This window comes from Paucidesulfovibrio longus DSM 6739, assembly GCF_000420485.1.
In the GTDB taxonomy this organism is placed as follows: Bacteria; Desulfobacterota; Desulfovibrionia; order Desulfovibrionales; family Desulfovibrionaceae; genus Paucidesulfovibrio; species Paucidesulfovibrio longus.
The window spans coordinates 358,113-382,023 of record NZ_ATVA01000011.1; the positions used below are offsets into that span (position 1 = coordinate 358,113).

At 64.3% G+C, this 23,911-nt stretch carries 19 protein-coding genes; 7 read left to right on the top strand and 12 right to left on the bottom strand.

The genetic code is table 11. The features are described 5' to 3' along the window. Positions 1 to 163: 163 nt before the first annotated feature. From G452_RS0103480 to dnaA, 5 genes are all read left to right on the top strand, one after another. The gene (locus G452_RS0103480; protein WP_022660869.1) at positions 164 to 688 is read left to right on the top strand and encodes a hypothetical protein; all 525 of its coding nucleotides are present in this window, start codon (positions 164 to 166) and stop codon (positions 686 to 688) included. A 24-nt stretch (positions 689 to 712) separates the two neighbouring features. Further along, positions 713 to 1,918 (top strand): hypothetical protein, encoded by a 1,206-nt coding sequence (locus G452_RS0103485; RefSeq protein WP_022660870.1) that lies wholly within the window; start codon positions 713 to 715, stop codon positions 1,916 to 1,918. A gap of 64 nt (positions 1,919 to 1,982) precedes the next feature. Beyond that, positions 1,983 to 5,138: a beta-phosphoglucomutase family hydrolase gene (locus G452_RS0103490; RefSeq protein ID WP_022660871.1), complete on the top strand. Its 3,156-nt coding sequence runs from the start codon at positions 1,983 to 1,985 to the stop codon at positions 5,136 to 5,138. An 11-nt stretch (positions 5,139 to 5,149) separates the two neighbouring features. Beyond that, positions 5,150 to 5,890 carry an FAD-dependent thymidylate synthase gene (thyX, locus tag G452_RS0103495; RefSeq protein WP_022660872.1) on the top strand — a complete coding sequence of 247 codons (741 nt, stop codon included), beginning with the start codon at positions 5,150 to 5,152 and terminating at the stop codon, positions 5,888 to 5,890. A 584-nt stretch (positions 5,891 to 6,474) separates the two neighbouring features. Further along, positions 6,475 to 7,845: a chromosomal replication initiator protein DnaA gene (dnaA, locus tag G452_RS0103500; RefSeq protein WP_022660873.1), complete on the top strand. Its 1,371-nt coding sequence runs from the start codon at positions 6,475 to 6,477 to the stop codon at positions 7,843 to 7,845. 153 nt (positions 7,846 to 7,998) lie between these two features. On the opposite strand, the gene G452_RS0103505 is transcribed toward dnaA, so the two are convergent. Genes G452_RS0103505 through G452_RS17865 form a run of 5 tightly spaced genes read right to left on the bottom strand, consistent with a single transcriptional unit; the run spans position 7,999 to position 13,665 of the window. Then, entirely contained in the window at positions 7,999 to 9,675 is a 1,677-nt protein-coding gene (locus G452_RS0103505) for a hydantoinase B/oxoprolinase family protein (protein ID WP_051141971.1), read from the bottom strand. Between the two features lie 37 nt (positions 9,676 to 9,712). Then, positions 9,713 to 10,516, bottom strand: a complete 804-nt coding sequence (gene tsaB / locus G452_RS0103510; RefSeq protein WP_022660875.1) for a tRNA (adenosine(37)-N6)-threonylcarbamoyltransferase complex dimerization subunit type 1 TsaB — start codon at positions 10,514 to 10,516, stop codon at positions 9,713 to 9,715. Continuing rightward, positions 10,488 to 11,561 (bottom strand): RIP metalloprotease RseP, encoded by a 1,074-nt coding sequence (rseP, locus tag G452_RS0103515; protein WP_022660876.1) that lies wholly within the window; start codon positions 11,559 to 11,561, stop codon positions 10,488 to 10,490. The genes tsaB and rseP overlap by 29 nt, the downstream gene beginning before the upstream one ends. Positions 11,562 to 11,594: 33 nt before the next feature. Continuing rightward, on the bottom strand, positions 11,595 to 12,797 hold the full coding sequence (gene dxr / locus G452_RS0103520) for a 1-deoxy-D-xylulose-5-phosphate reductoisomerase (protein ID WP_022660877.1): 1,203 nt from the start codon (positions 12,795 to 12,797) through the stop codon (positions 11,595 to 11,597). A gap of 22 nt (positions 12,798 to 12,819) precedes the next feature. Further along, the gene (locus tag G452_RS17865; protein ID WP_022660878.1) at positions 12,820 to 13,665 is read right to left on the bottom strand and encodes a phosphatidate cytidylyltransferase; all 846 of its coding nucleotides are present in this window, start codon (positions 13,663 to 13,665) and stop codon (positions 12,820 to 12,822) included. Positions 13,666 to 13,842: 177 nt separating this feature from the next. Between G452_RS17865 and G452_RS0103530 the strand changes: the two genes are divergently transcribed. After that, positions 13,843 to 15,555: an HD family phosphohydrolase gene (locus tag G452_RS0103530; protein ID WP_022660879.1), complete on the top strand. Its 1,713-nt coding sequence runs from the start codon at positions 13,843 to 13,845 to the stop codon at positions 15,553 to 15,555. A gap of 4 nt (positions 15,556 to 15,559) precedes the next feature. Here G452_RS0103530 and G452_RS0103535 read toward each other — a convergent pair whose 3' ends face one another. The 7 genes from G452_RS0103535 to G452_RS0103565 form a co-directional block, all read right to left on the bottom strand. Beyond that, positions 15,560 to 16,276, bottom strand: coding sequence for an isoprenyl transferase (locus tag G452_RS0103535; protein ID WP_022660880.1), 717 nt, complete (start codon positions 16,274 to 16,276; stop codon positions 15,560 to 15,562). Then, a complete protein-coding gene (frr, locus tag G452_RS0103540) occupies positions 16,266 to 16,820 on the bottom strand; it encodes a ribosome recycling factor (RefSeq protein WP_022660881.1) in 555 nt (184 codons plus the stop codon). The genes G452_RS0103535 and frr overlap by 11 nt, the downstream gene beginning before the upstream one ends. Before the next feature lie 7 nt (positions 16,821 to 16,827). After that, on the bottom strand, positions 16,828 to 17,547 hold the full coding sequence (gene pyrH / locus G452_RS0103545) for a UMP kinase (RefSeq protein ID WP_022660882.1): 720 nt from the start codon (positions 17,545 to 17,547) through the stop codon (positions 16,828 to 16,830). A 51-nt stretch (positions 17,548 to 17,598) separates the two neighbouring features. Continuing rightward, positions 17,599 to 18,423 (bottom strand): translation elongation factor Ts, encoded by an 825-nt coding sequence (gene tsf, locus G452_RS0103550; RefSeq protein ID WP_022660883.1) that lies wholly within the window; start codon positions 18,421 to 18,423, stop codon positions 17,599 to 17,601. A gap of 19 nt (positions 18,424 to 18,442) precedes the next feature. Further along, positions 18,443 to 19,240, bottom strand: a complete 798-nt coding sequence (gene rpsB, locus G452_RS0103555; protein ID WP_022660884.1) for a 30S ribosomal protein S2 — start codon at positions 19,238 to 19,240, stop codon at positions 18,443 to 18,445. A 202-nt stretch (positions 19,241 to 19,442) separates the two neighbouring features. After that, positions 19,443 to 21,095 (bottom strand): ribonuclease J, encoded by a 1,653-nt coding sequence (locus tag G452_RS0103560; RefSeq protein WP_022660885.1) that lies wholly within the window; start codon positions 21,093 to 21,095, stop codon positions 19,443 to 19,445. Next, a complete protein-coding gene (locus G452_RS0103565; RefSeq protein ID WP_022660886.1) occupies positions 21,092 to 21,814 on the bottom strand; it encodes a lysophospholipid acyltransferase family protein in 723 nt (240 codons plus the stop codon). Before G452_RS0103565 ends, G452_RS0103560 begins: the two co-directional genes overlap by 4 nt. A gap of 210 nt (positions 21,815 to 22,024) precedes the next feature. On the opposite strand from G452_RS0103565, the gene G452_RS0103570 reads away from it, so the two are divergent. Further along, complete coding sequence (locus G452_RS0103570) at positions 22,025 to 23,911, top strand: potassium transporter Kup (protein WP_022660887.1); 1,887 nt, start codon at positions 22,025 to 22,027, stop codon at positions 23,909 to 23,911.

Here is a 23,911-nt window from a genome sequence, read left to right on the forward strand (position 1 = left end):
GGCTTCTGAGAAGCGGAGGCGGAGCATCCGGACGGGATGAAACATCCCGCGTCATGCGGGTTCCCGCCGTGGCTCTCCTGTTTCCAGCGCGTTATAATACCGAACTTTTCAAGAGCGCGCGCCTTGCGTATGCTGGGGGAAAGAATGCAATGGAGGAAATCAGATGCGACCGACGAATATCGATAGCGACAAAATAGCCAAGACCCAGGTCGAGGAAGAGGACAAGACACGGGTTTTCGGCCAGGGACCGAGCGAGCCCGCCGTGCGTTCCAGCGGGAAGAGCGTCTTCTTCATCGGGCCGGAAGGTTCGGGCCGCCGGGCCGCCGGCAGGATTCTGGCCGAGCGCCTCAAGCTGGGATTCGTGGAGGCGCACGACGCCGAAACCCTCGAGGCAGCCCTTGCGGGCGAGCGGGTGGTGGCGTCCGTGGACCGGGAACTGCTGCTCGACGAGCGGCTTGTGGAAATGCTCAAGAACCAGGGCGTGGTCTTCTACACCATGGCCGGAGTGCAGGCCGTTGCCGAGGCGCGCGGCCTCGTGCCCGACGAAGAGTGCAAGCGCAGAATCTTCGCGGAAATCGACGAATGGGAACCGTTGTTCATGCGCACGCTGCATTTCCTGCTTCCGGGCGGCGTGGGACCGGAAGGTCTCGCCGCCAACGCAGCGGACAAGCTCTATCTCGTCAGATAGCAACCAACCGAACCGGAGGAAGACATGGCCAAGGCCATCGAACGACACGACCTCACGGACCTGAAAGGCTTTTATGAACTCATGGCCCTGACGCGGGACGTGCGTTTCGAGGCGGTGACCGATCTTTTCGCGGGGCGCACCCCCTGGCCGGGAGCCGTGCGTTCCCTGGAGAACGCCCTGGAGAATCTGCGTGCCGTTCCCGTGAGCCGGGGCAAGTCCGTGCTGGAAGTCACTGCCGGCCGCAGCATGGGCGTGGACCTCGGCTACGAGATCGGCGAGCTGGAGAAGGACGTGCTCTATCTGCGTTCCGGGGAGGAGGCCCTGCTGCGCAGGCTCGGCGAACTGCACGAGGGCTTTGCGGACGAGGTCCGCACCGCGGCGGACACCCTGCGCGGCATCCAATTCAACTGCTGGATCACGGACAGGGACGGCACGACCAATAATTATTGCGGTCGGTACAATTCTTCGATCCAGTCCGCGTACAACGCGGTCTTCCTCTCCCGTTTCGCCCGTTCGCGCGTGGGGGCTTCCGTGTTCATCACCTCGGCTCCCCTGCGCGATCCGGGCATCGTCAACGTCAGCGTGAACCCGGAGAACACCTTCATCTATGCGGCGTCCAAGGGCCGCGAGTGCCTCGACCTGCGCGGCGTGCGCCGGGTCTTTCCCATCGAGGAGCAAAAGCAGGCGCTCCTGGATTCCTTCAACGCGCACATGGAAGCCATCCTCGAAGATCCGGCCTACGAGATCTTCACGCTCATCGGCTCCGGCTTTCAGAAAAAATTCGGGCAGACGACCATCGCGCGCCAGGACATCACCAAAACCATTCCCGAAGACGAGTCCCACGCCTTTCTGGACAAGATCGAGGAAATCACCGCCCACGTGGACCCGGACGGCGGCAATTTCCGCATCGAGGACACCGGCCTGGACGTGGAGGTCATCCTCACCGTGGAGGGCGGAGACGGGCTCAAGGACTTCAGCAAGGCCGAAGGCGTGAACTTCCTCAACGAAACCTTTGCGCTGAATCTGGCCAAGGGGCCGAACCTCATCAGCGGGGACACCCGCTCGGACCTGCCCCTGGCCCAGGCCGCCCTGGCGCACAGCCCCGACACCTGGGCCTTGTTCGTGACCACGGACCCGGACCTGCGCGACGCCGTGCGCGCCCTGGCGCCCAAGTCGCTGATCGTGTCCAGCCCAGACGTGCTCGTGACCGCTCTCGGCTCGCTGGGCTAGACGGCAAAAGGATCCCACGCAGCAGACCGACCGACCCAACCAAGCAACCTCCGGAGGAAACGATATGGCAGCCGCAACGCTCAAAGGCGTGATTTTCGATTTGGACGGCGTGATCACCGGGACCGCCCGCGTGCATTCCCTGGCCTGGGAGAGCATGTTCAACTGGTACCTCAAGAAGGTCGCGGACCGCGACAACCGGCCGTTCGAGCCTTTCACCTCCGAGGATTACCTGAACTACGTGGACGGCAAGCCCCGGATGCAGGGAGTCAAGAGCTTCCTGGAGTCGCGCGGCATCGACCTTCCCTTCGGCGACCACGCCGACACGCCGGACAAGGAGACCGTCTGCGGTCTCGGCAACCGCAAGAACGTGGACTTTCAGGATGTCTTGCGCCGGGAAGGGCCGGATGTGTTCAGTTCTTCCGTGGCCTTCGTGCGCAGCCTCAAGGAGCGCGGGGTGCGCGTGGGCGTGGCCTCGTCCAGCCGGAACTGCCGTTTGATCCTGGAGCTGGCCGGACTGCTCGATCTCTTCGAGACGCGCGTGGACGGCGACGTTTCCCTGGAAATGGGCCTCAAGGGCAAGCCCGACCCGGACATCTTCACCACGGCGGCGGCCAACCTCGGCCTTCTGCCCGGCGAATGCGTGGTTGTGGAGGACGCCATTTCCGGCGTGCAGGCCGGGGCGGCGGGCAATTTCGGCCTGACCCTGGGCGTTGCGCGCGAGATCGGCGGAGACGTGCTCCTGGCCAACGGCGCGGACCTCGTGGTGCGCGACCTGGGCGAGATCGACGCGGACGACCTGGAGCGCTGGTTCCGCAAGGGCCTGGACGAGGACGGCTGGGTTTTCCGCTACCACGGCCTGGACCTGCCCAACGAGAAGCTGCGCGAAACCCTGACCACCGTGGGCAACGGCTATCTCGGCGTGCGCGGCGCCCTGGAAACCGAGCGCGCGTCCGAGCGGCACTACCCCGGCACCTACCTGGCCGGGATATTCAACAAGACGCCCACTCCCCTGCACGGGCGCGACATCTACAACAACGATCTGGTCAACTGTCCCAACTGGCTGCTGGTCGAATTCAAGGTGGACAAGGGCGAATACGTCAGCCCGCTGGACATGGAAGTCCTCGCCTACACGCACTCCCTGTCCATGCGCGACGCGGTCATGGAGCGGCGGCTGGTGGTCAAGGACCGCCTGGGACGCATCACCCGCATCGACTCGCGGCGGCTGGCGAGCATGGCCGATCCGCACCTGCTGGCCCTGCGCTTCGAAGTCACGCCCGTGAACTACACGGGGCGCATCACCCTGCGCTCGTGCATCGACGGCAACGTGATCAACGACGGCGTGGCCCGCTATCGCCAGCTCAACCAGCGGCATCTGGAGCTGGTCAGGAGCGGCAAGGCCGCCGGAGGCGTGTTCCTGGAGGTGCGCACCAACGCTTCGGGCTACCGCGTGGCCATGAGCGCGCGCCACGCGCTGTATGATGAAAACCGCCGCATCAACGGCACGCGGGAGCTCGTGAGCGACGGCGCGCTCGTCGGCGAGGAAATCGCCTTCCCGGCCAGCGAGGGGCGCACCTACGCCCTGGAAAAGCTGGTCAGCGTCTTCACCTCGCTGGATCTCGCGGACCCGCGCAAGGCGGCCACGGCCCGGCTGGACAAGGCCCGCAGCTTCCGGCAGCTCCACGGCCCCCACGCCCGCGCCTGGGAAAAGCTCTGGGACAAGGCGGACATGGTCGTGGGCGGAGACAGGCTCGTGCAGCGCACCCTGCGGCTGCACGCCTACCATCTGCTGGTCACGGCCTCGCCCCACAACCGCAAGCTGGACGCGGGCATGCCCGCGCGCGGGCTTTCCGGCGAAGCCTACAGAGGCCACATCTTCTGGGACGAGCTGTACATCCTGCCGTTTTATGATCTTCATTTCCCGGAGATTTCCAAGGCGCTGCTCAAATACCGCTACGAGCGCCTGCCCGGCGCGCGGCAGTATGCCGAGGAAAACGGCTACGAGGGCGCCATGTACCCCTGGCAGACCGCGGACGGCGGCGACGAGGAAACCCAGGAAGTGCACTACAACCCCAAGAGCGGCGACTGGGGACCGGATCTTTCGCGCCGCCAGCGCCACGTCTCCATCGCGGTGTTCTTCAATACCTGGCGCTACGTGCACTGCACGGGCGACTGGAAATTCATGCGCGACTTCGGCGCGGAGATGATGCTCTCCATCGCCCGCTTCTGGGGCTCCATCGCGGAGCAGGACGCGGCCACGGGCAAGTGGCACATCGACGGCGTCATGGGACCGGACGAATTCCACGAGAAGACGCCGGGATCGGACAAGGACGGATTGCGCGACAACGCCTATACCAACGTCATGAGCGCCTGGGTGCTGGATAAGGCCCTGGAGCTGCTGGGGAGCCTTTCCCCTGCGGAGGCGGCGCGCGCGGCGAAACGGGCGGGCCTGCGTCCCGGCGAGCCGGAGCGTTGGAGAGAGATCGCGCGCGGGCTGAACGTCAACGTGGACGGGAACGGCGTCATCGAGCAGTTCGAGGGCTACTTCGGCATCAAGGAGCTGGACTGGGACGCCTACCGCGCCAAGTACGGCGACATCCATCGCATGGACCGCATCCTCAAGGCCGAAGGGGACTCCCCGGACGCCTACAAGGTCGCGAAGCAGGCCGATACCCTGATGATGTTCTACGCGCTGCCGCCGGAAAGCATCGTGGACATTCTGCGGCGGCTGGGGCATGACGTGGGCGACCCGGCCACGCTCCTGCGGACCAACTACGACTACTACGAAGGCCGCACCAGCCACGGGTCCACGCTTTCCAAGGTCGTCCACGCCCTGATTTCCAGCTATTTCGGCGACGACGCCACGGCCTGGCAGTGGTTCCGGGAAGCCCTCGTGAGCGACATTCACGACACCCAGGGCGGAACCACCTTGGAAGGCATCCACACCGGCGTCATGGCCGGCACCCTTGATATCGTGACCCGCTATTTCGCGGGGGTGGACGTGAGCGGCGAGCTGCTCTCGGTGCAGCCGCATCTGCCCGCGCACTGGAGCGAGTTGGCCCTGAAGGTGCGCTTCCGGGGCGATCTCTTCGGTCTGCGCCTCACGCCCGGCAAGCTGCGCGTCGAGCTGCTCAAGTCCGGCAAGGACGCGGTGCACCTGTATGTGCTGGGCCGCAAGGTCGAGTTGACCCTGGGCAAGGCCCGGACACTGAATCTGAACTAGTCGGAGATCAAATGGCCGTAAAAGAACTGCGCGTCGAGCTGCTGAGCATGACGCCCAATGCGCTGGAACTGGTCTATGCCGCGTTCCGGCAGTGCTACCATGCGGGCTTCGCGGCGGACATGTGGACGCGCCTGCTGAACGGGGAGATCGAACGGGAGAAGCAGGCCGAGTTCGTGCGCGGGGTGCTCGAATCCGGACACGACAGCCCGGTGGAGCACGTCAGCTTCACCTTCGCCATCGAGGGCATCTCGCGGGCCTGTTCGCACCAGCTGGTCCGGCACCGCATCGCCTCCTACTCGCAGCAGAGCCAGCGCTACGTCGCCGAGAACGACCTGGACTACATTCTGCCGCCCGCCATCGCCCGCATCCCGGAAGCGCGCGAGCGTTTCGAGGCCTTCATGGCCGAGGTGGGCGAGGCGTATCGGGATCTGCGGGAGATTCTCGTTGCCCACGGCCGCAAGGCCAAGGCCAACGAGGACGCGCGGTTCGTCCTGCCCCAGGCCGCCGAGACCAAGATCGTGACGACCATGAACTGCCGGGCCTTGCGGCATTTCTTCCACCTGCGCTGCTGCAACCGCGCCCAGTGGGAAATACGGGCCATGGCCGATGCCATGCTGGCGATCTGCAAGGACAAATTGCCCGCAATCTTCGGCAACGCCGGAGCGCGTTGCGAGGAATTGGGGTTCTGCCCGGAATCCGAGCGGTTCGCGTGCGGCAAATACCCGACCCGAGCTTTTGGTGAGGCGGAATAGCGCCTATCGGAACGGGATTATCCCCTATGTGACAACTCTACGGGATTCCATCCGAATTGTTACGTGTTGGGAAAAGGCATGAGATTTCGGGGAAAACAGGTGTTCTTAATCTGCCGTGGGGGTAACCAGCCCTTGCTGGGCCTTGTATTCCCGGCGGTACGCCTTTGTGCGGGCAGGTGCCCGCATTCATGCCTGGAAAACGGCATTTACCCGTATAAACGTATTTAATTTAGATGGTTATTCGCTTTTGGCCGCGAACATGGGGCAGGCGAAAGTCAGAAAAAATCGTTATAACTTTTATTCTATGATAAAAAAGAAAGAGAATTTGTTCGAAATTTGAAGGAATCCAAAAATCATTCTGTGGAAAACTTTTTCAGTCGATGTTGAAAAAAAGTGAAGAAAGGTTATCAGCCGTTGCGCTACCGCCCTTGCCGGAGGCAATGCCGAAAGGGCTGGACAACGGACAATGTGATAAAACTAATAAATAAAGCATGTTGCGCTGTAGAGAAGCGCAGAGCGCTCTTGGCGGGCTTCCGCGTTGAGTCGCTTTGAGCCGCCGGACTCCATGCTGTAGATACACCCACATGATCAAAGACGTCTGGAAAGACATACTCAACACACTAGAAAAGAGCCTCAATCCGGGGCTCTTCACCATATGGATACGGCCCCTGGCCGCCCGCTACGGCGACGGCGTGCTGACGCTCATGGCTCCGAACGATTTCGTGGCGACCTGGGTGCGCGACCGCCTCTTGGGCGTCATCGCGGACGCCGCGCTGCAGATCATCGGCTCTTCCCCGCGCATCGTCGTGGAAGTGGACGCCGCAGCCGCCGCCAAGTCTGCGAGCGTGGCGGAAACCGCCGCCGAGCAGCGACCCGCCCCGGCGGCCGCAGCCACCGTGCAGATGGGGCTGCCCATAGTCCAGGCGCCCAAGGCCTGCCGCGATTTCCGCTGGCGCTTCCGCTTCGAGGATTTCGTCACCGGGCCGAGCAACGAACTGGCCGTGGCCGCGAGCAAGGGCATCTGCCACAACACCCTGACCTCGGACCATCTCTTTCTCTGTTCCGGGCCGGGCCTGGGCAAGACGCACCTGCTGCACTCCATCGGCCGCCGCCTCTCCATCGCCTCGAACCGGAGCAAACCCCGCGTGGCCTGTCTTTCCTCGGAAGAGTTCGCCACCCGCTTCGTGCTGGCCATGCGGGCCAACGAGTTGCCGCGCTTCAAGGCGGAATTCCGCGAGAGCGTGGACGTGCTCCTGCTGGAGGATGTCCACTTCTTCCAGGGCAAGGAAAAAATGCAGGACGAGCTGCTGGGCATGCTCAAGGCCCTTCAGGAGCGCGGATGCAAGGTCGTGCTGACCAGCTCCTTCCGGCCCAAGGAACTCTCCAACGTGGATTCGCAGCTGGTTTCGCGCATCTGTTCGGGCTTCATGGCCATGATCGGGACGCCGGATTTCGATACCCGGCGCAGAATCCTGCTGAACAAGGCCGAGGCCATGGGGGCGAGCGTCTCGGACGACGTTTCCAACCTGCTGGCCGAGCGCATCACCAAGGACATCCGCCAGCTCGAAAGCTGCCTGAACAACCTTGTGCTCAAGGCGCGCCTGCTCAAGCAGCAGCTTACGCTGGACCTGGCCTGGGAAGTGCTCGACAACTACGCCCAGACCGATTCCCGGCCGGACTACGACCACATCATCGAGTTCGTCTGCCGGACCTACGGCCTGACCCGCGAGCAGCTGCGCTCCAAGAGCCGCAAGCAGCAGGTGGTCATGGCCCGCAACACGGCCTTCTTCCTCGCGCGCACGCATACGGAGCTGTCCCTGGCCGCCATCGGCGAGCGCCTGGGCCGCAGGCACTCCACGGTCATCAAAGGCATCACCAACGTGGAGCGGGAGATTTCCCAGCAGACCCCGCTGGGCTGCCAGCTTCAGCACACCATCGAACGTCTGAACGCCTAAGCCGCCTCCCGGAAAGTCGTCCTGCCCGGCTCCGGCGGAGTCGGTCTTTTTTTTTTGTCCGACCCCGCAGGGATTGGCGGACAGGGAAGGAAAACAAAAGCGCCCCGGAAACGGGGCGCTTTTGCTTGTGTCGTTGGGGCCGCAGGACGGCGTTCATTCGCTTCGGACTTTTCCCCATCCGCCGCCTCCGGGCGTTTCCAGGCGCAAAGAGTCCCCGGCACGCAGCAGGACATGGGCTTTTCCGGGCAGCGGATCCTGCCGGCCCTCGCGGCGCAGGAGCAGATTGCGGCCGGGAGTTCCGGGCTGTCCGCCCTGGAGGCCGAAGGGGGAATGGATGCGCCGATCCGTGAGCAGCGTGGCCTCGCAGGGCGCAAGCGCCTGAATTTCGCGCACGAGGCCGTCCCCGCCGGGATGTTCGCCGACGCCCCCTGAGCCTCGGCGCAGCCCGAATCGGGTCACCCGCAGGGGATAGGCGAATTCGAGCGCTTCCACGGGGGTGTTCAGCGTGTTGGTCATGTGCGAGTGCACGCCGGATTCGCCGGGGCCGAAAGGTCCGCCGCCCATGCCCCCGCCCAGCGTCTCGTAATAGGCGAAGGCCGAATCGCCCGGCCCTGCGGCGTCCGCAGGCCGTTCATCGTCGATAGTCTGGGGGCGGGGCAGGACGCCGCTCACGGTCAGGTTGTTCATGGTTCCCTGGCTGGCTGCGGGGATGAGTCCCGGCAGGGCCTTTGCCAGCGCTCCGAGAACCACGTCCACGATGCGCTGCGACGTTTCCACGTTTCCTCCGGCCACGGCTGCGGGAAACCGGGCGTCGAGCAGGGAGCCGGGGCGGGTGAGCACCTTCAGCGGGCGCATGCAGCCCGCGTTGGCCGGGAAGTCGAGCCCCTGGGATGTGGAGCGCGCCAGCGCCAGAAAGGAATAGAGCACGGCGGAGAGGGTGATGGCCCGCACGGCGTTGACGCAGCCGGGCGTCTGGTCGGCGCTGCCCGTGAAGTCCAGTTCGGCGTCCTGGCCGCTGACGGTCAGCCGGAGATGGATTTCCAAGGGACCGTTTCCCTGGCCGTCGTCGTCCAGGACGTCCGAAAACGAGGAGGAGCCGTCCGGGATGCGCTCAATGACGCCGCGCAGCAACGTCTCGGAATAGTCGGCCAGAGCGCTCGCGAGCCGGGTCAGCCGTGCGGCGCCGTGCGCGGCGAGGAGTTCGCCGAGGCGGCGCGCTCCGACGCGGTTGGCAATGATCTGGGCCTCGAAGTCTCCCCGGCGCTCGGCCGGGGTGCGCACGTTGGCCAGGACGAGGCGCATGATCGGTTCAACGATTTCGCCGCGCTCCATGATCTTTACGGGCGGAATGATCAGCCCCTCCTGGAAGAGCGAGCTGGAAAGGGGCATGGACCCCCCGGCCATGCCGCCCACGTCCGCGTGGTGGGCGCGGTTCGCCGCGAAAAAGGCCGGTCGGCTTTCGCCGGGCGCGAAGACCGGGGCGATGAGGGTGATGTCCGGAAGGTGCGTGCCGCCGCGATACGGGTCGTTGAGCATGGCCATGTCGCCGGGACCGAGGTCCAGCTCCATGATCGCCGCGCGGACGGATAACGGCATGGAGCCGAGGTGCACGGGGATGTGCGCGGCCTGCGCGACCATGTCGCCGTTCGCGTCGAACAGGGCGCAGGAAAGGTCGCGGCGTTCCTTGATGTTCGGCGAAAAGGCCGTGCGCGTCAGGGTCACTCCCATCTCTTCCGCGATGGAGGCGAAGCGGTTCTTGAAGATTTCGAGCTGGACGGGACTGACAGGGGCAGGGGCGGACAAGTCCTGATCTGATGTTTTTCTTGTCATGGCGCTCCCGTCGTGATGTCCGGATTTCCGGCGGGGTTCAGCTTTCGCGGGAGCGGCGCAGCATCTCGCGGGCCACGTCCGGGTCCAGCCCGCGTTGCCGGGCGATGGTGTCGAGGTTTTCTTCCGCGTCCGAAGGCCGCATGTACAGCGGCTCCACAGGAGACGGTCCGTAGGCGAGGTCCGGATCGCAGGCCGCATCCAGAAGCGCCTGGGGCGAGGGGGCGTCCCGCTGCGGGCCGAGCACGCGCATACCGAGTTCCTCCGCCAGCGGGGTGAAAAAGTCCGCGTTGCGGCGCAGGCCGCTGCCGAGCAGGCTCGCAGGCCCGGAATGGCTGGCGGCAAGCTCCCGCAGATGCGCCTCGGCGTCTTCCAGCGTGCCGGAGAGGAGCGGGCCGAGGGGCTTGGCGTCGTTGCCGAATGTCTGGACATAGACCTGCCGCCGCCGGGAATGGGTCAACACCGCGAGGGGGCCGCCCAGCAGCGGCGCGACGCAGCGCGCCAGGAGCGGCAGGTGCTCGATGCCCGCCATGGGCTGCCCGTGCACAGCGCTCAGCGCGGCGGCCACGGCCAGGGAGAGACGCAGTCCGGTGAAGCTCCCCGGACCACGGACGCAGGCGATGCGGCTCACGTTTTCCGGCTTCAGGCCCAGCGCCCGGAGCAGGGACTTGATGGACGGAGCGAGGAAGCGCACGGACTCTCCCGGCACTGTCCATTCCTGGGCCGCGAGCAGATGCGCTCCCCCATGGGGGCCGGCGTGGCCCAGCGCGATCTGAAGGCGCTCCTCGGCGCCGTTGAGGGCCAGGGTCAGGCCGTCAGGAAAAGAGGATGCGGTGAATGTCATTGTAGAATGTCAGGGCCATCAGGGCCAGCAGGAAGGTGATGCCCACGTAGGTGGCCATTCTGCGGATCAGTTCGTTGACCGGCCTTCCGGTCAGAGCCTCGAAGCCGAAGAAGAGAATGTGACCGCCGTCCAGCACGGGGATGGGCAGCAGGTTGAGGATGCCGAGGTTCACGCTGATGAAGGCCGCGAGCAGGAGCACGTCCGCGAGTCCGGCCTGGGCGTGTTCGCCCACGGCCTGGGCGATCATGATCGGCCCGCCCACGCCCTTGAGCGATGCGCGGCCTTCCACGATCATCAGGAAGCTCTTGAAGGTCATGTCGATGGCGTTGACGGTCTTGTGCAGGGCCGCGCCCGCGCCGAGGTCCAGGCCGAGGGGAACGGTCAGGGGTTCGACGCTGAAGCTGATGCCGATCTTCGGCCTGGGCAGGATTTCATCGTTCTTGTCCGCTTCGCTCAGGAAGGCGGGCTGGACCAATACTTCGCGCAGTACGCCGGCGCGGTCCACGGTCAGGCTCACGGCTTCGTCGCGGCTGAAGAGAATGGTGGTCAGCAGGTCGCTGGGCGAGTAGATCTTGGAGCCTTCCACGGCCACGATGCGGTCGCCGGGCTCGATGCCCGCGGCCCGGGCCGGGCTGTCGTCGAAGACTTCCTGGACCGGATGCTGGTAGAGCGTGACCTGGCCTTGGGCCAGGAAAAGGGTCCAGTAGATCAGCCAGCCGAGCACGAAGTTGAAGACCGGCCCGGCCAGGACCACGAGCAGGCGCTGCCAGGCCGGACGGAGCATGAAGCGCTGGCTTTCCGGGAAGTCCGTGTCTTCCTCCACGCTTTCCGGGCTCTCTCCCGCGAGGCTGACGTAGCCGCCCAGGGGCAGGGCCGAAAGCCGGTATTCGGTCCGGCCCACGGTGCGCCTCAAGAGCACGGGGCCGAAGCCGAGGGAGAAGGACTTGACCCCCATGCCCAGGACACGGGCGACGAGGAAGTGTCCGAGTTCGTGGAAGAAAATCAATCCGCCGAGGACGAGGATGACTGCGATGGTGCTTGTCATGGCGCGTTGGCCCCGCTGGCGGGGCTGCTCTCCTTATGTACGGTGTGCCGCGGCTCGCTTGCGCGTCTCGCGATCGAGTTCCAGAATCGCTTCCGGCGAGTCCACGGGCGTGGCCGCGTGCCCGGCGAGCGCGGTCTCGATCATGGCCGGTATTTCTAGATAACGAATTTTCTCGTGCAGGAACAGGTCCACGGCCACTTCGTTGACGGCGTTGAGGACCACGGGGTGGCTGGGGCCGGCGGCAAAGGCTTCTTGGGCCAGCCGCAGGCAGGGAAAGGCTTCCAGGTTCGGTTCCTCGAAGGTCAGGGAACCGACTTCCGCCAGGCTCAGGCGCTTCAGGCCCAGTTCGACCCGGCGCGGGTAGCAGAGGCAGTGGGCGATGGGAATCTGCATGTCCGGCAGGCCGAGATGCGCGATTTGCGAACCGTCCACGTACTCCACCAGGGAATGCACGATGGATTGCGGATGGACCACCACGCCCACCTTGTCCGCGGGCAGGCCGTAGAGGTGGCAGGCTTCGATGATTTCCAGCCCCTTGTTCATCAGCGTGGAGGAGTCGATGCTGATCTTCGCGCCCATGGACCAGTTCGGATGCGCCAGGGCCTGGTCGCGGGTCACGCCTTCGAGGTCGGCGCGGCTGCGGCCCCGGAAGGGACCGCCCGAAGCCGTGAGGATCAGGCGGTGCAGCCCGTCCCCGGCGTGCCCGGCAAGCCCCTGGAAGAGGGCGTTGTGCTCGGAGTCCACGGGCAGGACCAGGGCTCCGCTGGCCCGGCAGGCCGCGCGGATGAGGTGGCCGCCGAGCACGAGGGATTCCTTGTTGGCCAGGGCGATGGTCTTGCCTGCGCGCGCGGCGGCCAGGGTCGGGGCGAATCCCGCGGCGCCCACGATGCTGGAAAGAACCATGTCCGCTTCCGGCAAGGCGGCCAGACGCTCGAACGCGGCGCTTCCCGAAAGGATTTCCGGATGATAGTCGCCGGGCAAAAGGGTCCGCAGCCGATCGACGTCGGCCGGTTCGACGAGGGCCAGATAGGGCGGGCGCAGAAGCGCGGCCTGCTCGGCGAGGCGTTCGGCGTTGCGGCCGCCTGCCAGGGCCAGCACCTGGAAGAGTTCGGGGTGGCGGAGCACGACTCGCAACGCGCTCGTGCCGATGGAACCCGTGGCGCCGAGAATCACAAGCCGCCGGGGAAAGGGCGGCGCGGGCGAAGTTTCGGGCCAGGGGGAAATATAGCTCTGCACGATGTCTCCGTTTGAGGCCGGATCAGAAACCCACGACCGGGGCGAGAAGCGGGGCAAAGCCTTTGCTGAGGATCAACGCGGGAAAGCATTCCCGGAGCAGGGCGTAGATGGGGACGATGAAAAGCAGGCTGTCCACCCGGTCGAGCATGCCGCCGTGTCCCGGCAGGATGCTGCCGGAATCCTTGATGCCCAGTCCCCGCTTGAGCGCGGACTCGAAGAAGTCGCCGAACTGGCCCGCGAGGTTGAGCACCACGCCGAGCAGGGCAAAGGCCCACCAGGGAGTGTCGCTGAAGATCGCGCCGAGCGCGGTGGTCACGCCCACCGTGCCCGCCATGCCGGCCCAGCTGCCGACCCATGACTTCTTGGGGCTGACCGAGGGCCAGATTTTCTTGTTTCCCCAGAGGGAGCCGGCGTAAAACGCGGCCGTGTCTCCGGCCATGGCCGCGGCCAGGGCGAGGACGATTTCCAGCGGTCCCCAGCGAAGCGGAAAATGCAGGGTCAGCGGCACGTAGGCGAGGCCGAAGAGGAAAACCATGGCATCGCGGACCGGAATTTCCTTCTCTGTGCCGAAGCGGAACAGGAAGGCTATGGCCCCTGTCCAGAACCCGGCCAGCAGGGCCAGGGAAAGCCAGATCGGGTCGCCGGCCACCGTGGCCCAGAGCACGAGCCCGGCGCAGAGCAGGCCCAGGACGCGGAGGCGCTGGTGGTCGTGGCCCCAGAAGAGGCCGTAGAGTTCCCAGAGGGTCAGGGCGCAGAGAAGGGCGAGCACGGCGAGCAGCACGGGGCCGCCGATGATGATGCCCGCTGCCGGGACGGTCAGCGCGAGGATGGCCGTCATGATTCGTTGCTGGTGTGTATTGGCTGGCATAGATTTTTTCTCGTGGGGCGCGCTGGACGCCCGAGGCACATGCTTAAACGATTCCCGTTGCGGGGGCAACCTGCCTGGCGTGCGGGCGGCGTCAAAACCGGGGACGACGCTATTTATCGCATCGATTTATCATGATAGAAGAGATAAGGGTTCACATCTCACGTTGAAGGGGGCGGCATGGGCAGGGAGGAACGGAGAGGCAGGGGCACCCGGTCGGTGCACGTGGACGAGTTGCGGCTGCGGTCCGGAGTCATGGACATGGCGCCGGAGTCCTTTGCCGATGTGGAGCAGGCGTGCGAATACGCCCGCGAACTTGTGGAGCGCAATCGGCGCATGGCCGAAATCGGTCTTGCGCTCTCCTCGGAACGTCGGGTGAACCGCATCTTCGAACTGGTGGTGGAGGAGGCGCGGCGGTTGACCCGGGCGGATGCCGGAACGCTCTACATCGTCACGGAAGATGGCAAGGCCTTGGAATTCGTCGTCATGCAGAACGAAAGCATGGGACTGCGCATGGGCGGCACCAGCGGCAACGAGATCACGCTGCCCCCGGTCCTGCTGCACGGTCCCGACGGCGCGCCCAACCACGGCAACGTCTCTTCCTACGTGGCCCTCACCGGACAAGCCGTGAGCATTCCCGACGTGTACGAGGCCGAGGGCTTCGACTTCACGGGGACGCGCGCCTACGACGCCACCACGGGCTTTCGCTCCCAATCCATGCTCGTCATCCCCATGAAGAATCACGAAGGGGAGATTATCGGCGTGCTGCAACTGCTCAACGCCCGCGACAGGGACGGACGGGTGCATGATTTCGACGAGGCCGGACTCGGCTTCGTGGCCGCGCTCGCCTCGCAGGCGGCGGTGGCCCTGACCAACGCGCAGCTGCTGCGCGATCTCAAGCGGCTGCTCTATTCCTTCATTCAGAGCATCGCCTCGGTCATCGACGCCAAAAGCCCCTATACGCGCGGCCATATCGACCGGGTGGTCAAGCTGACCATGCTAATGGCCCAATCCGTGAACATGCAGGAACACGGCGTTTTCAAGGGCGTGCATTTCAGCGAGGACGAGCTGGAGGAGATCAAGCTCGCGGCCTGGATGCATGACGTGGGCAAGATCGTCACCCCGGAACACATCGTGGACAAGTCCTCGAAGCTTCAGACCGTCGTCGACCGCATCGAGCTGATCCGGCTGCGTTTCGCGCTCATCGGCGAGCGCATGCGCGCGCAGTCCCTGGAGAGGCGTCTCAACCTCATGGCCGAGGGAGGGAGTCCGCCGGAACTGGAATCCGAGGAGCGAGAACTGGACCGGAGTCTTGCGGAACTGCGCGAGGCCTTGGCCTTCGTGGAGTCCTGCAACGGCGCGGGGCAGTACCTGAGCGACGAAAGCCTGAAGCGGCTTCGGGAAATGGCCTCTAGGGTATATCTCCATGATGGGGAGTCGCGCCCCTGGCTCACTCCCGACGAGCTGGAAAACCTGAGCGTGCGCCGAGGCACGCTGACCGACGCCGAAAGGAAAACCGTGGAGAACCACGCCGCCGTCACTCGCGAGATGCTCTCGCAGCTGCCGTTTCCCCGTCGTCTGGCGCAAGTGCCGCGCTTCGCCGGGCACCACCATGAAAAACTGGACGGATCCGGCTATCCTGATGGAATAACAGGAAAGGATTTGTCGCTCCAGGCCCGGCTGCTGGCCATTGCGGACATCTTTGAGGCGCTTACGGCCAAGGACAGGCCCTACAAAAAGCCCATGCTGCTGTCGCAAGCCTTGCGTATTCTGGGGAGCATGCGCGACCAGGGACATATCGACCCGGACTTGTACGAACTGTTCGTCCGCGAGCGGGTCTACGCGCCGTATGCGCTGAACGAGCTGGATGAAAGCCAGATCGACGAGGCGTGAGGAATCAGTCCTCGACCTGCTCGCCGGTCTTGCCGAAGCGTCGCTGGCGGCTTGAGAATTCTTCCAGCGCCTTGTCCAGTTCTTCGGGCGTGAAGTCGGGCCAGAGCGTGTCCGTGAAATAGAACTCGCTGTAGGCGGCCTGCCAGAGCAGGAAGTTGGAGATGCGCTTTTCGCCGGAAGTGCGGATGATCAGTTCCGGGTCGGGCTGTCCGTGCGTGTAGAGCGCGTCCGCAAAGACTTCGGGAGTGATCTCCTCCGGCCGCAGGCCTTGCCCGGCAAGCGTTTGCGCCGCGCGCAGGATTTCGTCCCGGCCGCCGTAGTTCAGGGCCAGGTTCAGGGTCATGCTCTTGCAGTGGGCGGTCTTGCGCAGCACATGCTTGAGCATTTCGCGCACGGCCAGGGGGAAGCGCTCGATCTCGCCGAGAATCCGCAAGCGGATGTCCTGCTCCAGCAGCGAGGACAGCTCCCCCTTGAGAAAGCGCACGAGCAGATCGAAAAGCACCCGCTTTTCCTCTTCGGGCCTGGCCCAGTTCTCGGTGGAGAAGGTGTAGAGGGTCAGGTGGCGCACGCCGATCTTGCGGCAATGCGTCACAAGGGTCCGGGCCGACTCCACGCCGACCCGGTGCCCTTCGTGTCTCTTCATTCCCCGCCGCGTGGCCCAACGGCCGTTGCCGTCCATGATCACGGCAATGTGCTGCGGTATGGTCTGTTCAGATTTCAAGGATTTCTTTTTCCTTGGCGGTGAAGGCGTCGTCGGCCTTGGCCACGAAATCGTCGGTGATCTTCTGGATTTCGTCCTGGGTCTTGTGGGCCTCGTCTTCCGTGGCGGTCTTGTCCTTGAGCATCTTCTTCACGGACTCGTTGAGATCGCGGCGAACGTTGCGGATGGCGATCTTGGAGTCCTCGGTGTACTTCTTGGCGACCTTGACCAGCTCCTTGCGGCGCTCCTCCGTGAGGGGCGGCAGGCTGATGCGGATGAGCTTGCCGTCGTTGATCGGGGTCAGGCCCAGATCGGATTTCTGGATGGCCTTGTCCACGTCGCTGAAGGCTCCCTTGTCCCAGGGCTGGATGGTGATGGTCCTGGAATCGGGAACGGAAACGGACGCGATCTGGCTCAGCGGGGTGGGGGTGCCGTAGTAGAGCACCTCGATGCTGTCCACCAGGGCGGTGGAGGCGCGGCCCGTGCGCAGCTTGGAAAAGTCTTTCTCCAGGCTGGACAGGGCGCCTTCCATGCGTTTTTTGCCTTCTTTCAGTAGCGTCTGCATAGTCTGACTATCCTCCTTGAACGATGGTTCCGACCGTCTCGCCGCGCGCCACCCGCTGAATGTTGCCTTCCTTGAAAAGGTTGAAGACAACGATGGGCAGGTCATTGTCGCGGGCCATGGAAATGGCCGTGGAGTCCATCACGCCGAGGCGTTTTTCAAGAACTTCGGAAAAGGTGACGTTGTCGTACTTGCTGGCGTCCTCGAACTTGGCGGGATCCCTGTCGTACACGCCGTCCACCTTGGTGGCCTTGAAAATCGCCTCGCATTTGAGCTCCATGGCCCGGAGCGCGGCAGCGGTGTCCGTGGTGAAATACGGATTGCCCGTGCCCGCGGCGCAGATGACCACGCGGCCCTTTTCCAGGTGGCGGATGGCCCGCCGCCGGATGTAGGGCTCGGCCACCTCGCTCATGCGGAAGGCGGTCATCACGCGGGTCTGGCAGCCGAGCTTCTCCAGGGCGTCCTGCACGGCCAGGGCGTTCATGACCGTGGCGAGCATGCCCATGTAATCGGCCTGGGCGCGCTCCATGCCCTTTGCGCTGGCAGCCATGCCGCGGAAGATGTTGCCGCCGCCGATGACGAGCGCCACCTGAAGCCCGGAAGAGGCCACTTCCGCGATTTCGCCGCTGAACTGGCCGATGGAATGCGGATCGATGCCGAACATCTGTTCGCCTGCCAGGGCCTCGCCGCTGAGTTTGATCAATACCCGCGAGTACTTCATCTTGTCCATACCCCTCTTTGATATCCCCAAAAAAAACGGGCCTCGTGGCCCGTTTTCCGTCTAGTCTTCGGAAGTTCCTTCCCCGAGGCCCAATCTCGCGAACCCCTGGAGAGTGACCCCGGACCCCTTGAGCAGGTCTTTGATCACCTTCTTGTCGTCCTTGATGAACGGCTGTTCAAGCAGGCAGACTTCCTTGTAGTATTTGCTCACGCGACCGAGAACGATCTTTTCGGCGATCTCGGCGGGCTTGCCCTCTTCCATGGCCTGGGCCTTGTAGATCTCCTTCTCGCGGTCCAGCAGCTCCTGGGGAACCTGGTCCGGAGAGACGCACAGCGGGTTGGCCGCGGCGACCTGCATGGCGATGTCCTTGGCGATCTGGTCGTGTTCGCCGGGCTTGCCGCCGGCAAGGCCGACCAGCACGCCGATCTTGCCGTTGGCGTGCACGTAGCTGCCCACGATGCCGTCCACGGCGATGCGGGCGACGCGGCCGATCTGCATGTTTTCGCCGATCTTGCTGACCAGCGGGGTCAGGTCGCAGGCGTCTTCGGGCATATCCTCGATCTTCTCCGCGCCCAGCTCGCCGGCCTTGGTGGCCAGAGCAGCGGCGAAGGAGGTGAATTCCTCGTTCTTGGCGGCGAAGTCGGTCTCGCAGAGCAGCTCGACCATGACGCCGGAGGAGGCGTCGTCGGCGATCCAGAGTCCGATGGTGCCTTCGGAAGTGGCGCGGCCGGCTTTCTTGGCGGCCTTGGCCAGGCCCTTCTCGCGCAGGTAGACAACGGCCTCTTCCATGTCGCCGTTGGCCTCCACGAGGGCCTTCTTGCAATCCATCATTCCTGCGCCGGTCTTCTCGCGCAGTTCTTTCACCATAGCAGCGGTAATAGCCATTCTAGCGTCCTCCTGACCCTTATTCAGCGGTGTCGTCGGCCTCGGTTTCGGCCTTGGGGGCTTTCTTCACTTCAGCCTTCTTGGGAGCCTCGGCCTTCTTTTCTTCGGCCTTGGCTTCGCCCTTGGCCTCCTCGCGACGCGCGGCGCCTTCCATGCAGGCTTCGGCGATGTGGGTGGCGAAGAGCTTGATGGCGCGGATGGCGTCATCGTTGCCGGGGATGATGTAGTCGACCACGTCCGGATCGCAGTTGGAGTCGACCACGGCAACCACGGGGATGCCGAGCTTGCGGCACTCGGAAATGGCGATGTGCTCGCGCTTGGGGTCGATCACGAAAGCGGCGGCCGGGGGCTCGGTCATATCCTTGATGCCGCCGAGGGTGCTGTTCAGCTTCTCGACCTCGCGGCTCATCTTGACGATTTCTTTCTTGGGGAAGCGGTTGATGGTCCCGTCCTCGTACATGGCCTCCAGCTTCTTCAGACGATCGATGCTCTTCTTGATGGTCTGGAAGTTGGTGAGCATGCCGCCCATCCAGCGGTGGGTCACGGAGTACATGCCGCAACGCTCGGCCTCGAACTTGACGGCTTCCTGAGCCTGGCGCTTGGTGCCCAGGAACAGGATGGTGCCGCCCTCGGCAACGGTGTCGGCGATGAAGTCATAGGCCTTGGCGAACAGCTTCACGGTCTGCTGCAGGTCCATGATGTGGATGCCGTTGCGGGAGCCGAAGATGAAAGGACGCATCTTGGGGTTCCAGCGGCTGGTCTGGTGGCCGAAGTGGACGCCGGTTTCCAGCATCTGCTTCATGGTAACGTAAGACATGGTGAACCTCCTGGGTTGTTCCTCCGCCCCGTACCGTGAGAGACTGCGGATTCATTGATTTTTTCCGCAGCACCCAGAGAACGTTGATGCAGGGCGTGTGTTTTTGAGACGGGAGTGACTACGACAGATCGGCGCAAAAAGCAAGCGCACGATCCGATGCGAGGCGTTATTTCCGGCTTCGGCCCGCGTATTCCTGCTCGGCCTACACGCAGATGACCAGCGGAACCACCACGGGGTCGCGTTCGAGCACCTTGCGGAAGAAGCGGCGCAGGGCGGAGCGCAGGCGCTCCTTGAGCTTCTTGACGTTGCCGGGCGGGATGTTCTCGAAGACTTCGAGCACGATGCACTTGGCGTCTTCCAGCAGGTGCGAGTATTGCTGCTCGAAGATGAAGCCCTTGGAGATGATGTCCGGGCCGAGGGTGATCTCGCCCGTGTTCTCGTCGATGACGAGCAGCACGATGACCAGGCCTTCGCCGGCCAGGAGCGCGCGCTCCTTGAGCACGGTCTGGCCCACGTCGCCCACGCCCTTGCCGTCCACGAGCGTCACCGAGGCGTCGAGCGCGTCTTCCAGGCGCAGGCCGCCGTCGGGCAGCAGCGTGAAGGGCTGTCCGTCCTCGATGACCAGGGCGCGCTCCTTGGCCACGCCGCACTCCACGGCCAGGCGGCGGTGCTTGACCAGGTGGCGGTATTCGCCGTGCACGGGCACGAAGAACTTGGGCGCTACGGTTTCGAGCATGATCCGCAGTTCCTGGCGATGGGCGTGGCCCGAGGCGTGGATGGCGGCGATGCTCTCGTAGAGCACCTCGGCTCCGAGCTTGTAGAGCCGGTTGATGACCTTGGTGATGGCGCGGACGTTGCCCGGAATGAACCGGGAGGAAAGAATGACGAGGTCGCCCTCGTGCACGGAAAGCTGGCGGTGCTCGCCCAGGGACATGCGCGAAAGCGCGGCCAGGGGCTCGCCCTGGGAGCCGGTCACAAGCAGCACCACTTCGTCGTCGGGCCGGTCCGCCAGTTCTTCGAGCGGCTGGAGCACGCCTTCGGGGATGCGCAGGTGGCCCAGCTCGCGCGCGATCTCGATGTTGCGCACGAGGCTTTTGCCGCTGACGCCGACCTTGCGCCCGAACTCGTGGGCCAGGTCGATGATCTCCTGCATCCGTTGGATGTGGGAGGAAAAGAGCGTGACCAGCACGCGGCCTTCGGCCTCGTCGAAGAGTTCGCGCAGGCGCAGCTTGATTTCCCGCTCCGTGAGGGAATAGCCCTCGCGCTCGGCGTTGGTGGAGTCGGAAAACATGAGCGTCACGCCGGGGGTCGCGAACTCGGCGAAGCCCTCCAGGTCCGTGGCGTGCCCGTCCAGGGGATTGCGGTCGATCTTGAAGTCGCCGGTGTGCACGATGCGGCCCACGGGCGTTTCAATGCCCAGGCCGAACCCTTCGATGATGGAGTGGCAGACCGGGAAGAAGGTGAAGGCGAGGTCGCCCATCTCCACCCGCTCGCGGGCCTCCACGGGCCGCAGCTCCACGTATTTGTCCAGCCCGTGTTCGCGCAGCTTGGATTCCACGAGTCCCAGGGTGAAGCGGGAGCCGTAGATGGGCGCGTTGACGTAGGGCAGCAGCCAGGGCAGCGCGCCGATGTGGTCTTCGTGGCCGTGGGTCAGGACGATGCCCTGGATTTCGTGCTTGTGCTCCAGGAGAAAGTCGAAATTGGGGATGGCGACGTCCACACCGTAGAGGAAGTCTTCCGGAAACATCAGGCCGCAGTCCACCAGGGCCATGCTGTTCTCGGTGCGCAGGGCCATGCAGTTCAGGCCGATCTCGCCGAGACCGCCCAGGGGATAGACCGTCAGTGATCCGCTCATTCGCCCTCCCGGCGAAGCTCAAGGTAGGCTTGGTTCATTTTTTCGTACAGTTCGTCGCGAAACTTGTCCCTATCCTTCAAACTGTAAGCGGATGTATCGATGGGTGCAAGCGCTTTGACGTAAACGGTATGTTCGTTGTTCAGCTTCCAGGTGTTCTTGGGCAGCACGTCGCCCATGCCGCAGATGACCACCGGAGCCACGGGCACGCCGGACTTGAGCGCCAGGATGATGCCGCCGGTCTTGAATTCCTGGAGTTTCGAGAAATCGTCGGAACGGGTTCCCTCCGGGAAGACGATGGGCGAAACCCCGGACTTGGTCACGGCCACGGCGTTCTCGATGCTCTTCATGGCTTCCCGCCGATTGGAGCGGTCGATGGGGATGTGCTGCGCGCCCCACATGGCCCAGCCGAAAATGGGCACGCTCCAGAGGCTCTTCTTGGCCAAAAAGCGGACGTGGTGTCCCGCCAGCAGCCAGTATCCGATCATGATGTCCAGCAGGCTCTGGTGGTTGAGCATGAAGACGTAATGGCCGCCCGGCTCCAGGGCGGAAAGGTCGACCTCGTACTTCGCCCCCGTCAGCCAGGCCAGCTTGCGGGTCCAGCGGTTGCCGAACTTTTCGCCCCAGCGGCCGCGATTCTTGGTGAAGCCCATCAGGCCCATGGCCAAGCTGTAATAGATGGTCAGCGGAAAGAAGAGAATATAGAATAAGATTTTGCGCATGCTCGTGTTTCCTCGGGATTTGGGAGCAAGAACCTACGTGAAAAGCGTGTGGGCCACAAGGGGCGCGCATTGCTGTTCGCAAGATCGCCTCATTGGCGCAGCACGGGAATACGGGTCCGGGGGATCGCACGAGCGTATCCTTGGCGGCGGCGCGGAAGATCGGCTTCGCGCGCTTTGACATTTCCCCTCGGCTTCCTTATCGGGGTTCACATGCACAATGCTCACGAAAGCCTTTCGGGCAGAAAACTGGCCGCGGTTTCCCTGGCGGCTCTCGGCGTGGTCTTCGGCGACATCGGCACCAGCCCCCTCTACGCGATCCGGGAGTGCTTCCACGGCGAATACGGCATCGCCGTCACCCAGGGGAACGTGCTGGGCGTGCTTTCGCTCGTGTTCTGGGCGCTGCTGCTGGTCGTTTCGCTCAAGTATCTCGTCTTCATCATGCGCGCGGACAACGACGGGGAGGGCGGCGTACTGGCGCTGACGGCCCTGGTGCGCCCGAAGCGGGGCGTGCGCGGCGTGGGCCAGTGGGCTCTCGTGGCCATGGGGCTTTTCGCCGCCTGCCTGCTCTACGGCGACGGCATGATCACCCCTGCCATTTCCGTGCTCAGCGCCGTCGAAGGCCTGGGACACATCGCCCCCGTCTTCAAGCCCTACGTCATCCACGTCACCCTGGGCATCCTGGTCGGACTTTTTTTGCTCCAGAGCCACGGCACGGCCAGGGTGGGGGCGCTGTTCGGACCGATCATCCTGGTCTGGTTCGGCGTGCTCGCCGTGCTCGGGCTGGTCCAGATCGCGCTCAACCCGCAGGTTCTCCAGGCGTTTTTTCCCTGGCACGCCCTGGCCTTCCTCATCGACAACCGCCTGCACGGCTTTGTCGTGCTCGGCGCGGTCTTCCTGGTGGTCACGGGCGCGGAGGCCATCTATGCGGACATGGGGCATTTCGGCAGCCGACCCATCCGGCTGACCTGGTTCCTGGTCGCCTTTCCGGCTCTGATCCTGAACTATTTCGGCCAGGGGGCCCACCTGCTGACGCATCCGGCGGACGCCTACCATCCGTTCTACGCCATCGTGCCGCACTGGGCGCTCATTCCCATGGTCCCGCTGGCCACCATGGCCACGATCATCGCGTCCCAGGCCGTGATCACGGGGGCCTTCTCCCTGACCAGCCAGGCCATGCACCTGGGCTACCTGCCCCGCCTGCGCGTGACGCACACCTCGTCCACGCACATCGGCCAGATCTACGTGGCGCCGGTCAACTGGCTGCTGATGGTCTGCACCATCGGGCTGGTGGTGGGGTTTCAGTCGTCGAGCAAGCTGGCCGCGGCCTACGGCGTGGCCGTGACCGCCACCATGCTGATCACCTCCGTGCTCTTCTTCGTCATCGCCCGCAAGCGCTGGAAGTGGTCCCTGCCTGCGGCGGCCCTGCTGACGCTGCTCTTCCTGCTGGTGGATTCGGCCTTCTTCGTCTCGAACATGACCAAGATCTTCCACGGTGCATGGTTCCCGCTGATCATCGGCGGCGTGTTCTTCACGGTCATGATCACCTGGGAGCAGGGGCGGCGCATCCTGGGCAGCAAGATGAAGGCCCTCACGGAAAAGCTTTCGGATTTCGTGGCCAGGGTGACCAGTGACCCGCCCCAGCGCATCAACGGGCAGGCGTTCTTCCTCACGCGCAGCCACGACCTCGTGCCCATGGCCATGGTCCAGAACCTGCGGCACAACAAGATCCTGCACTCGGACGTGTTCTTCCTGAACATCCGCACGGAGGAGATTCCCAGGGTTCCCAATTTCGAGAAGATCGAAGCGGAAAAGCTGGGCGCGGGCATCCACCGCATCATCGCGCATTTCGGCTACATGGAGGAACCGAAGATGTCCACCATCGCCTCCCTGTGCAAGGAGCAGGGCATCAACGTGGACCTGAAGGAGGCCAGCTTCTTCCTGGGGCGCGAAAAGCTCGCCGTCGGGAAGAAGCCGCTCATGGGCCGGCTGCGCGCCCAGCTCTTCCTTTTCCTCTCGCGCAACGCCATGGACGCCGCCGGGTTCTTCGACATTCCCTCGGACCAGGTCATCGAGGTGGGCGCGCAGCTCGAACTGTAG

Excerpts from the sequence above, each read along its gene's own strand:
- G452_RS0103480 (WP_022660869.1), top strand. The coding sequence starts at position 164 with ATGCGACCGACGAATATCGATAGCGACAAAATAGCCAAGACCCAGGTC.
- G452_RS0103485 (WP_022660870.1), top strand. The coding sequence starts at position 713 with ATGGCCAAGGCCATCGAACGACACGACCTCACGGACCTGAAAGGCTTT.
- G452_RS0103490 (WP_022660871.1), top strand. The coding sequence starts at position 1,983 with ATGGCAGCCGCAACGCTCAAAGGCGTGATTTTCGATTTGGACGGCGTG.
- thyX (WP_022660872.1), top strand. The coding sequence starts at position 5,150 with ATGGCCGTAAAAGAACTGCGCGTCGAGCTGCTGAGCATGACGCCCAAT.
- dnaA (WP_022660873.1), top strand. The coding sequence starts at position 6,475 with ATGATCAAAGACGTCTGGAAAGACATACTCAACACACTAGAAAAGAGC.
- G452_RS0103505 (WP_051141971.1), bottom strand. The coding sequence starts at position 9,675 with ATGACAAGAAAAACATCAGATCAGGACTTGTCCGCCCCTGCCCCTGTC.
- tsaB (WP_022660875.1), bottom strand. The coding sequence starts at position 10,516 with ATGACATTCACCGCATCCTCTTTTCCTGACGGCCTGACCCTGGCCCTC.
- rseP (WP_022660876.1), bottom strand. The coding sequence starts at position 11,561 with ATGACAAGCACCATCGCAGTCATCCTCGTCCTCGGCGGATTGATTTTC.
- G452_RS17865 (WP_022660878.1), bottom strand. The coding sequence starts at position 13,665 with ATGCCAGCCAATACACACCAGCAACGAATCATGACGGCCATCCTCGCG.
- G452_RS0103530 (WP_022660879.1), top strand. The coding sequence starts at position 13,843 with ATGGGCAGGGAGGAACGGAGAGGCAGGGGCACCCGGTCGGTGCACGTG.
- frr (WP_022660881.1), bottom strand. The coding sequence starts at position 16,820 with ATGCAGACGCTACTGAAAGAAGGCAAAAAACGCATGGAAGGCGCCCTG.
- pyrH (WP_022660882.1), bottom strand. The coding sequence starts at position 17,547 with ATGGACAAGATGAAGTACTCGCGGGTATTGATCAAACTCAGCGGCGAG.
- tsf (WP_022660883.1), bottom strand. The coding sequence starts at position 18,423 with ATGGCTATTACCGCTGCTATGGTGAAAGAACTGCGCGAGAAGACCGGC.
- rpsB (WP_022660884.1), bottom strand. The coding sequence starts at position 19,240 with ATGTCTTACGTTACCATGAAGCAGATGCTGGAAACCGGCGTCCACTTC.
- G452_RS0103560 (WP_022660885.1), bottom strand. The coding sequence starts at position 21,095 with ATGAGCGGATCACTGACGGTCTATCCCCTGGGCGGTCTCGGCGAGATC.
- G452_RS0103565 (WP_022660886.1), bottom strand. The coding sequence starts at position 21,814 with ATGCGCAAAATCTTATTCTATATTCTCTTCTTTCCGCTGACCATCTAT.
- G452_RS0103570 (WP_022660887.1), top strand. The coding sequence starts at position 22,025 with ATGCACAATGCTCACGAAAGCCTTTCGGGCAGAAAACTGGCCGCGGTT.